Here is a 14,743-nt window from a genome sequence, read left to right as displayed (position 1 = left end):
TTGAATTTTCAGCAGCGCTTGAGATTGTCAAACAGGACTATTGGCTAGTTGAGCGCTCGCTTTATTGGTAATCCCCAAGCGGGGGTCTTTGTTCGCAGGTTTCGCTCAAAAGTTCTCTCCTGACTTTGCCTCTTAGTTCTTGGTGATACTCGCCTAGCATTCTGCTGAATTTTTGCAGAAGTTCTAGACTTTGTTTGGGTAAGTTTCCTGCTTTTACTGCTGTCTCTATACCCCTGGTCATTTGGCAAATGTGCGTACTCATTATTCGCAGTTGGGCACAAGTTCCTTCATTGATAGCGGGAACTGTGCGGTCAAGGCTAAAAGCGCGTTTACGCAAGTAGTCAGACAGGCTTTTTTCACCTGATTCTGCGGCACGCTTCACTAAATCTGCCTTTTCAAAGGTGGTTAGGCGCACTCGGACTACTTCAGTCTTTCCGTTGGGTTGGGAAAGTTTGTTTTTGGGGAAAGTTGCAGTTGTAAGCACATCAATTTTCTCGGGCTAACTAATGGTTTATTAAGGCCAAGTTAAACAGCAATGGGTTAGGTCAGAGCGATTGTTGGCATCACAAGTTAACTTAATGCTGAGCAACCGATGCTCGCTACAATTTCCTGAACCTTGATGGCAAGGCTTGCGCCGTAATTCATCCATTGCTTTTATTGATTCAATTTTCAGCAATTCTGTTGGAGATGAGGCTGTTTCTTTCGGTTTATGTTTTGTTCGGTCACAGGTCGCATTAGTGAGAAGCTACCAGAGTATTTTTTATCATCCAAATGGCTGATTCGAGGGTGGATACTGCTGCCTGGATTGCTTGTAGCCAATGAAATTGTCAAAGTCGGACATTGTTGTATGGAAGCCTGCAAATTACATCATTGTTGAGCATGGTTTACAGCCAATAGCGCTTATTTGTTGAGGACGGTTATTAGTTTGCGATCGCCGTCGCTCAACAAAGTCTTAATATTTCGTGCTGGGGGTTTAAGCAAGTCTGAGTTGATATTCCCAGAAGAATCGCTCTGTGTTATCCCGGCTGCGACACAGGTATTTCCAAATGTCCAAGTCTGTGTCCATTACTAAGCCCATGACGATATAAGATTCGTCGTTGGTTTTCACCGTATCCCCAAAGTTAAAATCCGGTTGCACCCAATGGTCAGGCAGGGCGATCGTATTCGCTTCAGGGCCGATTGCATGGGTTGGATGCGCCATTTCAGGGGGCGCGTAGTGTTTTTGTGGCATTTGGTCAATTTTAAGGGTAAGCGATCGCTCTGCTGACTGGCGGTAGCCAGAGGAGAGGTATTCGTTAGCCACTTTTGCCGAAGCGAAAATATGTCCTTGCCTTTTGCACAAATTCTGACAAGTGGACAATTTGGGCGATTTACTCGTTTTTACCCTTCTTGTACGTACATTTGACATGGCTTGCTATGCGACTAGCACACTAACTAGGAGGATTTAAGAGGTGTCGGAGTACAAAAAATCAATTAAAAAGCAGCGAAAGTTAATTTAACTTAATTAATTTTTGTAAAAATTGGAGAAAAATTTAAGATTTTTGAGGGACAAGTAGGAGATATTAGGAAATAAGAGGGAATAAGAGGAAATAGAAGGGTTAAAATATCAAGCTTTTTGTGGCTTTCACTAACTATCGTGGTGCGTTCCTTCTCACAAAAAGTTGCACCCTCTGTGTGGAGGATGCAGCTTCCGCTTATTGCTGGCGGGTATTACCTCTTAGAACCTGACCTTTGTCGCAGTCGTAACATCAGCGGGGTTAGTACCTGAATCAGCAACGCGACGGTAAAAACCCTCCGACTGTCTGGGCAGGCAGAGGGTCGCAACTATCTAGTCTTAAAAGAGGGCGTGTTCGCCTATGTTCGCACCTAACTCAATGCGTGCTGGACAATAGGTTGCGGGAACGTTGCAATAGCGACATTCCCAGTGACTCGGCGCTTGAGGTGGAGGAGTTGAGCCACTAATTATGGCAACAGTTTGGAGGAAGAAATCCTTGAATTCACTATCAACATCTAATGGAGAAATTTCTACTATTTCATCGGGATACACCAGCCGTCCTGCGGGAGTCTGACCTTGGCAGAGAAGTTTGCCTTTAGGCGAGAGAGGAAAAAGCAGCATATAAATTAGCACTTGATACTTGTGTGCAATTTTCTGCTTGCCGGATTTACAATCTTCTATGATGATCTGACCAAAATCATTCACTACAATGTCCGGCTTGCCACCGATGTCGCAAGTCTTCCCGTTAATTGTGAAGGAATTGTCATCCTCAACATAGACAGCAGACTTTTGGGCTTGATATTGCATTTTCTGTTGGATTACCATCTTGTCATGTGCAGAGGAGTCAAAATCACTGGGTAGTTTGGGGAACTGGTAGTGAGCCAACGACCATGCTGTGAACTGGCACTGCTTTTCTTGAGCCATTAAGCCAGAAAGCCAAGTCACCCAGATATAAGGTTTTGAACGTTTTTTAGCAGCGGGTTGAGTCATTTTGGTTTCCTTGGGGAATTTGGTAGACGTTGATTGGTGAGTGGTCTTTGATTTTCGAGGGGAAGTGTTTGAGAAACCTTGTCCTGATTCTTCGGGAAAAAGAGAAAGTTGTCGTGTTTCCATAATTTGAATGCCTCAAATTCACTGGGAGGGGTTATTGAATTTACCTTTAAATCCACAATAAACTTGATTTTTCTCAAAGTCAGTTACCGATTGCTTACACTTAGAAGCAAACTAAGTGTAAGGTTAGTTACACTTAGAAATGGAAACTTATCCTAATCTAAAAATATTTCCTACTGTTAATGAGATTATTTATGTCATGGATTAATTTTTTGAGAGAAATGGCTGATGATTTTGATTTATCTCCAGAGCAGACAGAAGTTTTTCTAATTCGCTTTGATGATAAAAATAAACAAAAGGCTGAGAAGGAGATTGAAAAACTTTTTGAAAATCGAGGCTTAGATAAGCCAGCTTATGTAAAACGAAGGAAAGGCATCTATGGCAAGTTTACTTGGGGCAAACAAAAACCAAAAGGTTGTCGTGAACTCATTAACGCTGGCCCACACAAAGCAGAAAAATTACGAGAATGGCTAGAAAGCAAGTACCACGAGCAGCCAGTGATAGAGGAATCAGACTCCCATTCTTCCACCGCAACCGTTGTGGGTGCAACAGCTACAGACTGGCGCAGACAGTTCCGATCGCTGATTGACATTAAGACAGAAGGTTTCGTAGGTCGTAAATACGTTTTCGATAAGATTGAGGATTTCCTGAGCAACAAGCCCAAGGGTTATTTCACCATCGAAGGCGACCCCGGCATGGGAAAAAGTACAATACTTGCCGAGTACGTCCGACGACATGAATGCGTAGCCCATTTCAACGATCGCCTGGGAGGTATCAATCGTACTAGCCAATTCCTAGAGAGTGTCTGCACGCAACTGATCGCCAAATACCGCTTGCCCTACTCGGAGTTGCCGCCCGATGCGAACCAAAACAATACTTTTTTGGGAAAACTGCTGTTTGAAGTCAGCGAACAACTCAAGCCAGGAGAGCGACTGGTAATCGTTATTGATGCGCTGGATGAAGTTGACCCAGACAGCCAGGAAAAGAGCGCAAACATCCTCTACCTGCCCCGCTACTTGCCTAAAAATGTTTACTTCGTGATGTCACGGCGGCGGGGAGTCGATCTTCTGTTTGTGGTTGACCCCCCGAAGCACCTGTTTGACCTGATGGCAGAGGAATACGCTGACCTTAGCTTACAAGATGTCCGGGCCTATATTCGGCAGCACGTTAATGAGCATGAGCGACTGCGCCAGTGGATTGAGGGTAGCGGCTTGACAGTCGAAGATTTCATCACCCAACTAGCCGACAAGAGCGAAAACAACTTTATGTATCTACGCTGCGTGCTAGTAGAAATTGAGGATGGAATTTACCAAGATGCAAGCATTGAAAGCTTACCGCAGGGTTTAGAAGCATATTACGAGAATCACTGGCAACTCATGGGCATGACCACTGACCCGCCGCCGCTCACTAAGCTTAGAATTGTCTACATCCTGTCGGAAACACTTAGCCCTATTCCCTATGAGGATATTGTTGAAATCATCAAGCATACGGGAGAACAAGAAGCTGAATTTACCGTGCAATATGTACTGAATAAATGGAAACAATTTTTACACAAACTAGATCGATACGAGCAAATCTTTTACAGGCTTTATCACGATAGTTACCGCCGTTTTCTCAACCGCAAGGACATTGTAGAGAAAGCGGGGATAACAATTAAGGGGATAAAAACTATGATGGCAGATAGTTTATGGCAGGATTTGTACGGCGATGGGTAAGTTAGCAGAACGTTTAAAGCAACTACCACAAGGCAGCCGAATTTATAAATTGAAGGAGCTACCAACACTTCTGGCCGAGTCTTCTCAAATAGATCGGCTGCAAATCCTGCTAACAGATTTTGATTTCATTGAAGCCAAGGTTTCTGAATTAGGGCCACAACCGTTGATTGAAGATTATGATTTGGCTTTCATTCCTGACATCTTAAATTCTGAAGAGTGGGTTAAGAGTAAGGATGAGAATCTGAGAATAATTCAAAGTGCGCTGCGGTTGTCCGCGCATATCCTGGAGCAGGATAAGACGCGATTAACGGCACAACTGCTGGGACGCTTGTCGCCATTGGAGGCATCTGAGATTAAACTACTATTGGAACAGGCAGCAAAGCAGTGTCAATTAGATACCAAGTTGCGCCCCTTGACCCCCAGCCTAACGCAACCTAGCAACCGATTGGTACGAACTCTGGTAGGTCATACCAGAACCGTTACAGATGTAGTAGTAACACCAGACGGACAACACGCTATATCCGCTTCAGTCGATCGAACTCTTAGAATCTGGAATCTGAAGACTGGGGAAATGTTACAAACTCTTGAAGACCATACAAGAGAGATGACGGCAATAGTAGCTAAATCTGCAATGGCAATTGCAATAACGCCAAAGGGATGTCGCGCTATTTCTGCCTCGGCTGATACTGTCAGTGTCTGGAACTTAAAAAATACGACCAAAGAGCGAACCTTCAAAGACCTAACAAGTAATGGCTGGTCAGTAGCAATTACCCCAGATGGGCAGTTGGTTATCTCGGCTTTTGGTGCCTATGCTCTCAAAATTTGGAATTGCGAAACTGGAGAAGTATTTTGTATCCTGCAAGGTCATACTCTCTGGATCAGACGAATAGTATTAACACCAGATGGGCAAAAGGTGATTTCCACTTCGGCTGATTGTACTCTTAAAATTTGGGACTTGCAGACTGGGAAAATATTACACACTCTCGAAGGTCATACGGGAGAAGTCACAGCAGTAGCAGTGACGCCGGATGGGGAAAAAGTAATTTCTGCTTCGGCTGATTGTACTCTTAAAATTTGGGGCTTGCAGACTGGGAGAATACTACGCACTCTCAAAGGTCATACAGGAGAAGTTACAGCAGTAGCAGTGACACCGAATGGTAAGCAGGTGATTTCTGCTTCAGATTCATCTGGGATAATAGCCGATACAGTTTTCAAAGTCTGGGATGTAGAGTGTGGAACCGAACTGTGTAGCTTTAAAGATCTGACCAACCGAGTTACAGCGATAGCTGTAACGCTGGATGGAAAACAGATGATCTCAGCTTCAACGGATAAAACGCTCAAGGTGTGGAACTTAGCTTATGAAGCAGAACAACTGACTTCACAAGGGCACACTGCCTGGGTTAAGGACATAGTGATAACGCCGGATGGAAAGCAAGCTATCTCAACATCACTCGATAATACACTTAAAGTTTGGGATCTGGAAACTGGAACTGAACGATTCCCTCCAATAAGTCATCCTGGAGAAATTACTGCGGTGATAGCGACACCGGATGGGAAGCAAGCCATCTCGACTTCAACTGACAGCACTTTTAGAATTTGGGCGTTAGAAACTGGAAAGGTACAGCACGCTTGTAAGGGTCATACTGGTACCGTCTTAGCAGTAACACCAGATAATCAACAGGCAATCTATGCTGAAAAAAATATTTTGGAAGTGTGGGATCTGAAGAGTGTAAAAATATGTCGCACCTTCACAGATCATACCGATACCGTCTTTTCAGCAACAGTGACACGGGATAATCGGCAGGTATTCTCAACTTCGCGAGATGCCCTAAAAATCTGGGATTTAGAAACTGGAGAAGTACATCACACCTTTAATAGGGATAATACTAACGTTTTGTCCGTAACAGTAACTACGACGGATAAAAAGCAAGTTATCTTTGCTTCATCCGACAATACTCTTGAAGTTTGGACACTGAACGGTGAAGGTAACCCATCTACTTTCAAAGGGTCTACGGACTGGGTTAGAGCGGTTGCAGTAACACCAGATGGGGAATGGGCGATCTGTGCTTCGCAAGCCATTATTGAAGTCTGGAATTTAAAAATTGGAGTCAAACTGCATACTCTACAGGGTCATACTGATGTTAGGGCAGTAGCAGTAACACTGGATGGACAGAGGGCTATCTCGGTTTCAGAAGATGTTCTCAAAGTCTGGGAGGTGAAAAGTGGGAGAGTTATCGATTATTTCATTGGTGATGCTCCGCTATGGTCCTGCGCCATGACATCAGATGGGAGAATTATTGCTGTAGGCGAGCTATCAGGGCGGGTGCATTTCCTGCGTTTGGAAGGGATGTGATGTAGTCAACAAGGATACACTCGTTAGATCCCACATTTACGAAAGCGATCACCTTATCCTTTCAGTTCACCTGGCATCCAAAATAACAAGCAGATTTTGAAATAAATAGGCTGTGGCAAGGGATGTTTGACGATGGGTAAGTTAGCAGAACGTTTAAAGCAACTACCACAGGGAACGCGGATTTATAGATTGCGGGATCTACCAAAGCTCTTGGTAGAGTCTTCTCAACTAGACCGTCTGCACACTTTGCTGCTCGACTTCGATTTTATAGAACCCATTTGACATCTCTGATTCCGTTGACTTAAAGTAGCGCAAAAGCCATATCCTACTCACCATGACGTACTCCAGCAGTCTCACCGACGAAGAATGGGAAATTCTTGAACCCCTCCTGCCCCAGATCTTGCCGCTGAAGAAGCAGACAAGACCCTGTGATTGGACGAAACGAGAACTGTTGGATGGCATGTTCTACCAACTTAAGAATGGCTGTAATTGGCAAGATTTACCCAAAGATCTGCCACCCTACTCAACCGTATATTGGCACTACAAGCAGTGGCGGGATGCAGGAGCTTTCCTGGCACTGATGACCATCTTACATGGACAAGTGCGTGAACAAGTCAAAAAAAAGCCAAGTGGACAACGTTGCTGATGATTGACTCGCAAGCGGTGAAGAATACCTGCAATGCCAGTGTTGAGTCCAAAGGCTTTTGCTTTTACAAATGTACCAACGGCATCAAACGACATCTCGCCGTCGATACACTCGGCTTTCCGTTTTTTACTCACTGCACGAAAGCCAATGTCTCCGATGATCAAGGCTTAATCGAGATGTTGAGCCAGCATCTCGACTACTTTCGCGCCAAACCAGTCAATATCCCGAAGATCACCATTCTGCTGGACAATGGCTATCATCCAGAGATGATAACGGCAGCTTTGCAAGACCTCTACCCCCAAATCATGACCAAGATCCGATTTGAACTGGCACCCAAACCGACAAAAGCCGAAAAAGCAGCACTTGGAAAAACGGGATTTGTCGTAGTCGCAACTCGATGGGTCATTGAGCGCTCAAATGCTTGGATGGAACGTTGTAAAAGTTTAGTCAAGAACTTTGAGAGGACGCTCAGCCATGCCACTGCCAAGCTTAACCTTTGTTTCATTCGACTAATGCTCAAGCGTTTAGCGCATAGCTAGATGTCAAATGGGTTCTATAGAAGCCAAGGTTTCAGCTTTGGAGCCGCAGCCACTAATTGAAGATTACGACCTTGCCTTCACACTCGACCTCTCAACCTCTGGGGAACAGGTGAACCGCAATGCAGACAATCTGAGATTAATTCAAGGCGCACTCCGGCTGTCAGCGCACATCCTGGAGCAAGATAAAACGCAACTAGTTGGACAACTGCTGGGTCGCTTGCTTTCATACAAAGCACCAGAAATCCAGGTGCTGCTGGAGCAAGCGAAACAGTGGAAAGCAGCCCCCTGGTTCCGCCCATTAACGCCCAGCCTAACGCAACCGAGCGAACGATTGCTGCGTACCCTGGTAGGACATACTGGCGGGGTCAACGCAGTGGCAGTGTTTCCAGACGGGCTGCAAGCAGTTTCAGCATCAGATGATGGCACTTTGAAATTGTGGAATCTCAAAACTGGAGAAGTAGTGCGTACCCTGTCGGGACATACTGAACCAGTTATGTCTGTAGCAGTGCTGCCAGATGAGTTGCAGGCAGTCTCAGCGTCAGACGATGGCACTTTGAAATTGTGGAATCTCAACACTGGGAAGGAATTGCTCACTCTGTCGGGTCATGCTTGTGGGGTGATGGCAGTAGCGGTATTGCCAGAAAAACGTCAGGCAGTCTCAGCTTCAAAAGACGGGACTCTGAAATTGTGGAATCTCAACAGCGGTGAGTTGTTGCGTACCCTGTCCGGGCATAACCCAGAATATGGGGTGATGGCAGTAGCAGCGTTACCAAAGGGTCAGCAGGTGGTTTCAGCCGCAAATGACGGCACTTTGAAATTGTGGGAGCTTAGTAGTGGTAAAACATTACACACTCTATTAGGTCACAACAGAGGGGTTGCGACAGTTGCGTTACTACCGGACGGTCAGCGTGCGGTTTCTGGTGCCGGGGACGGCATTATGAAATTATGGGAGCTAAACAGTGGTACAGCATTACGCACCATATCTAGTCATATTGCCGGAGTCAGAGCTGTGGCGGTACTGCCCGATGGGAAACGAGTCATCTCAGCCTCTTGGGACAACAGCATAAAAGTCTGGGATTTAGATAGTGCAGCAGAAGTGTCTACCCTATCGAATAATGCCCAAGGAATCAGAACAGTGGCAGTGCTGCCCGATGGGAAAATGGTCATCTCAGCTTCAGATGACGGCACCCTGAAATTGTGGAATCTAAAGATTGACACAGCATGGCTAAACTTGTCTGGCCATACTAAAAAGGTCAAAGCAGTAACAGTCCTGCCCGACGGAAAACGAGCGATTTCTGCTTCAGAGGACAAGACTTTAAAGCTGTGGGATTTGGACAGAGGGGCAGAAATTCGCACCTTGTTGGGTCATACTAACGGAGTCTGTGCGGTGGCGGTCTTGGCAGATGCGCGGCGAGCAGTTTCTACTTCCGATGACTTCACGCTGAAACTATGGAATTTAGACAATGGTTTGGTATTGCGTACCCTGTCTGGCCACGTCAGCGGAATCACCGGAGTAGCTGCGTTGCCAGATGGTCAACAGGCACTTTCAGCTTCAATCGACGCCACCCTGAAACTCTGGAATCTCAACAACGGCAAGGTATTACGCACCCTTACTGGTTATGCTAGCGCAGTCATGGCAGTCGCAGTATTGCCAGATGGACGGCAAGCAGTTTCTGCTTCATGGGACGGCATTCTAACACTGTGGAGCCTTAGCAGCGGCAAGCCATTGCGTACCTTATCCGGTCACAATGGCCCAGTTTTTGGAGTAGCATTGATTCCTAGAAAGCGGCAGACCATCTCTGCCGGGGCTGACAAAACCTTGAAACTTTGGGATCTCAATACTGGTAAGACCTTGCGGACTCTGTTTGGTCATACTCACGTTGTCAGTTCAGTAGCGGTACTACCAAACGGTCTAGGCGCTATCTCAACCTCATGGGATGGTACTTTAAAACTGTGGAATCTGGAAAGCGGTGATATTATCGCTAGTTTTGTTGGCGATAGTCCGCTTGATGCTTGCGCTGTCACACCAGATGGAGTGACGATTTTTGCGGGTGAAGAATCAGGAAGAGTGCATTTTCTGCGTTTGGAAGGAATGTGATGCAGTCAACCCCGATGCGCTCCTCAGTTATCACATCCACTCTGGCGATTGCCTTATCCTTCTTTTTCAACCCGTTTTTTCAGTCTCGTGTCGGTACAAGCAGCCAGGGGGGACTAAATGTAGGCTAATGTGTAGCAAGCGAGTGACAAAAGGCAATGGAAAATTTCCCACTGAACTTCTATGCGATCGCCCCCTAAAACCCAACCACCCCTCTCGACTAAACCATTTCCAATTCCCTCGGTTTCGATTCAGGTGCAGGCGTGAAAGTAATTCGGGACTGGGACAAAGCTTTTTCCCGTTCTACAATCATCTCTTGAAAACAAGCCGCTGCTTGCTCTGTCAGGGGAATTTGAACCTCCCCGGTGTTAACGTTGGCTTTAAACACGGTGCGCTTGGACTCGTTTCTGACAAAGCAATCCCCATTAGGCTGCACGTAAGCTGTCCATTGGTTGTCGCCAAACTTAAAGTGCTGAGTGCTATCGGAAGGAAGGTGCGATCGCTCCGTCGCCGCCTGTGGGCATCGCCGTTGCTTGTATGTTTCCGACACGACGCTAAAGAGCGTGTCTTGCAGAGAAAGCCGCCAGTTGTCAGCTTTAGCGTTAGTGGTGTCGCCCTTTCCGTTATTAACTGCCGTTTCTGGTTTTGAAGCAGGTTCTTGTTGGAATTTTGGCGGTTGGTACGTGCTACTGTTTTGAGCGATTCCGTTTGGGCGGATCGCTGAGCGAATCGCGTTTCCTGCAGGCTTCGCCAACTCAGAACTCTGAGCTACTTCAGGTGAATCGATCGCGGGCAATTGAATTTCAGGCAACCGAATTGATTCGCGATCGACTTTCAGCATAACTGACCTGCCGCCTTTGTCGGGGGAAAGCGTCGCCTCAAAAGTGGTTCCAGGGGGCAACTTAGGACTTTCGGGGGAAAATGTACCCAAGTTTTTCCCGTCCAACTGGATAATGGGAGTGCCTTGAAATCGGTAATATTTCTCGTGAGTGGGAGGTAAGTCTATCGTTCCCACTTGCAGAGTTACTTTCCGATCCTTCCATTTTGACTTGGAGAAATCTTCCTCTGAGTAATCGTTATCGGGATGTTTGACATTGACTACTTCTATTTGATTTACCCGATAATTTGACAAAGCATCGGAGATTTCATCCATGAATAATTTGTAGACAAGTGCGCCTCTACCTGCTTTATCTTGAGACTCAATCCACCGACAATCGACGGGAGGGACGATGAGGAGTCTGGTTTCATTACCGGAGTAGTTGGTTACTTTCAAAGAGTCGGTGTCGATATGGTCGTTGGAATTATCTCCATATTTGCCATCTAGTTTCGCCACCATGCTCTGGGGTAAGTTTTTGAAGGCGAATTCAACTAACGGCAATTCGGGATGAGCAGTGGCTTCGTATTCAATACCTTTGCTATCGAGTGCGTCTTTCCATTGGTTAGGAAGGTCAATGGTTCTGCCGTCTTTAGTTTTCACTTTCTGGAAAGGAACTTGCAGGACGTAGACATCTCGCGGTAAGGCTTCGTGGAGCAATTCGTAGTCTTCTTGGAGGGAAAAGGTAATTTCCAATTTCTCTGCCACCTTCTGGCAGATTGTCCGGTGTTTGCTCAGGTTATCGGAAGTGTGGGTAGCTTGGAATAAGGCATGAGCAGCCCTGGTTTTTCTTTCAGGAGTATCCCAAATTTCGTCAATCTCCGCTCGATAACTGTCATAAAGTTTGCCCATTTCCTCTTTTCGAGCTTTGATATCGCTGCCAGTGCGATCGTAGATAATGCTTTTGTCCTCTTGAAAGCGCTGCACCAGGTCTTTCGCCCATTGTAACTCGTTTTCTTCCCAAGGTAGGTCATTTTCTTTGCTGTGTCGGTACTCGATTCCTCTCTCTACCAAGGCATTTTTGTACTCATAGGGAACGTGCAATTCCTTCCCTTCTTTTTCATACTCAATGCCTGCTGCATCCAGTTGCTTGCGATTGTCTTTCGACACGATTAGATGAGCCGGAATCGGGGGAAGAATGTGCTGAAATTCATCTCGGTTCCGGTGGATGAGCCGCGTCAGTTCCCAATAAGGGTTAACGGCTTCTTTGGCTAGGACGTAAACAGGATTGGGGAAGTCAGCAGGCATGGGAAATTGTTTGTACAGTCGATCGTCTCCTTTGTACTGGAAAAAGTAAGTGCAGCTTTTGTGTTTCTCGCACCATTCATCTACTTTTTCTAGTAAAGTGTCGGGATTTAAACCTGTTTTCTCTTTCACTTCTTTGGCATCTTTACCCCGCAGCGAGTTTTTCTGGTAGTCAACTTCGTACTGTTCCATGATGCTGAGAGCAGCGATAAATCGCTTTTGCTGCTTGAGAAATAGCTTTTCATCTTCCCCGGGGTTGGGGAGTGCTGCTGCTACTTTGCCAATGGCTAAGGCGACGATTCCGACTTCATTTTGAGAGCTGGCAACTCCAATTTGTTCTAGGGTGGTAAATTTGCGTTGACCTGCTTTAACTTTACCTTCTCTGACTTCGGGGTCGTCTTCTCGATACCGAGCTTTAGTATAGGGAACTTTCTCCGCTTGTACCACTTCTCCGAAGTCAAATAATCCGTCTTGTGCTGGTAAGATTTGTTGGGCAATTTGAGGGATTTTTCGAGATTCGATGCCAAACGGTTCGTCACCGTCAAAGTCTCCTTGATGGAACTTTTCTAAGTCTTTGGGATTGAACCAAATTACCCCTTTGATTTTCGACATGACAGCACGGGTTTCCTCTGGAATATTTTCCAGGGTTTTTGCGTGTACATTTTGATATATCCTCAGACCATCTTTGTTGAGAATTGGGAATCGACCTTGAACGCATTCTCCTTCTTCTAAATGGTTAGCGCAAACCGTGCCTTTGGGTAAATCTTCGCAGGGTAGAGCCATTCCCGAAGTCATTGATAAAGCTCCCCTGGTTGCCAGATTTCGCCATTTGGATGCCAGCCACCTTTCTGCCATATTGGTGAATTCGGGACTGCCTATCATCAGTCCGAATTTATCGGCTTTGAGCATCTGGATGTCCTGTCTTTCCCGCTTTTTATCCTCGGTACTTTCCTCGCTATCACCGTTAATTTCGTCGTCACTTGTAGTTGATAACTTTTCCGGCTGTTCTTTAAGTTTTCTTTCGTTCAAACGCGCTAAAAATGCTTCGCGCTTGTCATAATCTTCAATCATCGCTTGGCGCAATTTCATGGGGTCGCGTTGCAGTGCTGCCAGTCTTTGGGCTTCGGCTTTAGTTGTTGGTACTAAGTCTTGCCTTTGGGCTTCTTCGTCGAACCAAACTCCAGTAGACTGCCAGCTTGTTTGGGTGATGCCGATTTGACTGTTTTTGCGGTTTCCAAGGATGGCTTTAGGTAATTCGTAATCCCCACAAGGAATGAGTTCTTTGAGTTGTTTTTTATTGATGCCTTTGATGCTGGAACGGTCTAAAATAAGTTGAGGTTTGTTCCCTTTAGAGTCGGCGTCGGAGTCGAGTAAATTGTCATCGGGACGGAGGGTTCCTTTAGCCAGAAAGCTGACTTGGGGTGTGGATTCTGTATTTTCTGAATTCCAACTGCGTAGCCAAGCGAAACGGAATTGGCTGGCTCGATTTTTCTCGCCGCCGATGCTTTTGAGTAATTCGGAACTGATGGCACCGTGACAGTCTCCGGTTCGATATTTAGAATATTGCGGGTCGGTGAAATCAACAATTTTTACTCGCAGGTTGTCGCATTCTGATACGCCGGACATACAAGTGCTGACGAGAAGGGAACCGTAGCGACAAGCAGTGTCTTTTTCGGTTACGAATAAGTCTCCTATCTTTTTGGCTAGGGTTTCGTCACCAAAGTAATAGCTATTTCCAGATTGAAATATCATGCGTCGCTTGATGCCATCTTCTGGGTCGTGGATGCTGGCGCGTAATTGGCGAGGATCTGGATTGGATTTGTCAAGTTTGACAATCATTAATGTCTTCAGTTCCTCTGGTTGAAACATTGCTTGCAAAATTGAGTGGCGCAGGATTTCTGGGTTGTTGAAAAATTTGCCTGCATTTCGACCTTTGGCATCAGTGTAAGCAGCATCAAAAACGGGAATCTTGAGTCCTTGTTCGGTAACAACTGTGGCGACCATGAGTTGATTTCTCCCTAGAATTGAGGTGTTAGAATAGGAATTGTTGAAACAGTTGGTAAGGCAGGTAAGAAAAGTCTATCTAAGCCTTAACAGGTTGAAACTCAGTCAAGTGTTGACCGTTGGAAGTGTTTTTGAGGTGATTGAAATGGAACTAAAGGTTGATACAATTGTTAATCCGGCTCTGTTTGAAGATGAAGATACTGAGCTGGTGGAATTGGCGATCGCTCCTGAAGATGAGGATAAATATCCCTTCGTGCGTCCCAGCAGCGCTCCTGCGGATTTGATGGACAGACCGGGGAGAGTTATTACAGAATGGGAGAATATGGACTTTGATGAGCGAGTTCAGGCTGACCCTACATATATAGATAGGGTTTAGGCGTAGGGGGACACATAGCAGAGGCATGGGGTGTTTGCTTCGAGGGGGCGGCGGTAGTCGCCCTTATACGATCTTTGAGCTTGGCTTATTCAATGGAAAATTTTCCATTGAGTAAGCAATTGCGGTGGGACAGTTTGCGACAAAACGTTCTTTGGAGAGTTTTCATGCAGGTTTGATTGTTTAGGTTCCTGCTCATCGTGAATTTTTACAACAAATTCGCGTTGTAGGCGTAGGAAATATGAAGCAGTTCGATTAGGTAGGTATTGGCTTAATAGGGTAGGAGTTTTTTAC

General features: G+C 45.9%; 10 protein-coding genes. 6 read left to right on the top strand and 4 right to left on the bottom strand.

Annotated features, from left to right (window positions below):
- Positions 1-61 precede the first annotated feature (61 nt).
- The 3 genes from QUA23_RS09430 to QUA23_RS09420 form a co-directional block, all read right to left on the bottom strand.
- Positions 62-484, bottom strand: coding sequence for a plasmid mobilization protein (locus tag QUA23_RS09430; RefSeq protein ID WP_333075445.1), 423 nt, complete (start codon positions 482-484; stop codon positions 62-64).
- A gap of 489 nt (positions 485-973) precedes the next feature.
- A complete protein-coding gene (locus QUA23_RS09425; protein ID WP_333075443.1) occupies positions 974-1,303 on the bottom strand; it encodes a hypothetical protein in 330 nt (109 codons plus the stop codon).
- 531 nt (positions 1,304-1,834) lie between these two features.
- On the bottom strand, positions 1,835-2,485 hold the full coding sequence (locus QUA23_RS09420) for a PD-(D/E)XK nuclease family protein (protein ID WP_333075442.1): 651 nt from the start codon (positions 2,483-2,485) through the stop codon (positions 1,835-1,837).
- A gap of 314 nt (positions 2,486-2,799) precedes the next feature.
- Between QUA23_RS09420 and QUA23_RS09415 the strand changes: the two genes are divergently transcribed.
- From QUA23_RS09415 to QUA23_RS09400, 5 genes are all read left to right on the top strand, one after another.
- On the top strand, positions 2,800-4,320 hold the full coding sequence (locus tag QUA23_RS09415) for an ATP-binding protein (protein ID WP_333075440.1): 1,521 nt from the start codon (positions 2,800-2,802) through the stop codon (positions 4,318-4,320).
- Positions 4,313-6,673: a beta-propeller domain-containing protein gene (locus QUA23_RS09410; protein WP_333075438.1), complete on the top strand. Its 2,361-nt coding sequence runs from the start codon at positions 4,313-4,315 to the stop codon at positions 6,671-6,673. Before QUA23_RS09415 ends, QUA23_RS09410 begins: the two co-directional genes overlap by 8 nt.
- A gap of 334 nt (positions 6,674-7,007) precedes the next feature.
- Positions 7,008-7,319: a transposase gene (locus QUA23_RS31025; protein WP_445243483.1), complete on the top strand. Its 312-nt coding sequence runs from the start codon at positions 7,008-7,010 to the stop codon at positions 7,317-7,319.
- Complete coding sequence (locus QUA23_RS09405) at positions 7,319-7,858, top strand: transposase (protein WP_333075437.1); 540 nt, start codon at positions 7,319-7,321, stop codon at positions 7,856-7,858. The genes QUA23_RS31025 and QUA23_RS09405 overlap by 1 nt, the downstream gene beginning before the upstream one ends.
- A gap of 7 nt (positions 7,859-7,865) precedes the next feature.
- Positions 7,866-9,956, top strand: coding sequence for a WD40 repeat domain-containing protein (locus QUA23_RS09400; protein WP_333075436.1), 2,091 nt, complete (start codon positions 7,866-7,868; stop codon positions 9,954-9,956).
- Positions 9,957-10,173: 217 nt separating this feature from the next.
- Here the strand turns inward: QUA23_RS09400 and QUA23_RS09395 are convergent, their stop codons facing one another.
- A complete protein-coding gene (locus QUA23_RS09395) occupies positions 10,174-14,076 on the bottom strand; it encodes a hypothetical protein (protein WP_333075435.1) in 3,903 nt (1,300 codons plus the stop codon).
- 145 nt (positions 14,077-14,221) lie between these two features.
- Between QUA23_RS09395 and QUA23_RS09390 the strand changes: the two genes are divergently transcribed.
- The gene (locus QUA23_RS09390; protein ID WP_333075433.1) at positions 14,222-14,452 is read left to right on the top strand and encodes a hypothetical protein; all 231 of its coding nucleotides are present in this window, start codon (positions 14,222-14,224) and stop codon (positions 14,450-14,452) included.
- Positions 14,453-14,743: the final 291 nt, after the last annotated feature.

The organism is Microcoleus sp. Pol1C5 (genome assembly GCF_036701115.1).
In the GTDB taxonomy this organism is placed as follows: domain Bacteria; phylum Cyanobacteriota; class Cyanobacteriia; order Cyanobacteriales; family Microcoleaceae; genus Microcoleus.
The sequence above is the reverse complement of the archived record's forward strand: the minus strand, read 5'-3'. Positions and strand labels throughout refer to the sequence as shown.

What these genes read in the sequence shown, in the direction of transcription:
- QUA23_RS09420 (WP_333075442.1), bottom strand. Translation starts at nt 2,485, where the DNA reads ATGACTCAACCCGCTGCTAAAAAACGTTCAAAACCTTATATCTGGGTG.
- QUA23_RS09415 (WP_333075440.1), top strand. Translation starts at nt 2,800, where the DNA reads ATGTCATGGATTAATTTTTTGAGAGAAATGGCTGATGATTTTGATTTA.
- QUA23_RS09410 (WP_333075438.1), top strand. Translation starts at nt 4,313, where the DNA reads ATGGGTAAGTTAGCAGAACGTTTAAAGCAACTACCACAAGGCAGCCGA.
- QUA23_RS31025 (WP_445243483.1), top strand. Translation starts at nt 7,008, where the DNA reads ATGACGTACTCCAGCAGTCTCACCGACGAAGAATGGGAAATTCTTGAA.
- QUA23_RS09405 (WP_333075437.1), top strand. Translation starts at nt 7,319, where the DNA reads ATGATTGACTCGCAAGCGGTGAAGAATACCTGCAATGCCAGTGTTGAG.
- QUA23_RS09400 (WP_333075436.1), top strand. Translation starts at nt 7,866, where the DNA reads ATGGGTTCTATAGAAGCCAAGGTTTCAGCTTTGGAGCCGCAGCCACTA.
- QUA23_RS09395 (WP_333075435.1), bottom strand. Translation starts at nt 14,076, where the DNA reads ATGGTCGCCACAGTTGTTACCGAACAAGGACTCAAGATTCCCGTTTTT.
- QUA23_RS09390 (WP_333075433.1), top strand. Translation starts at nt 14,222, where the DNA reads ATGGAACTAAAGGTTGATACAATTGTTAATCCGGCTCTGTTTGAAGAT.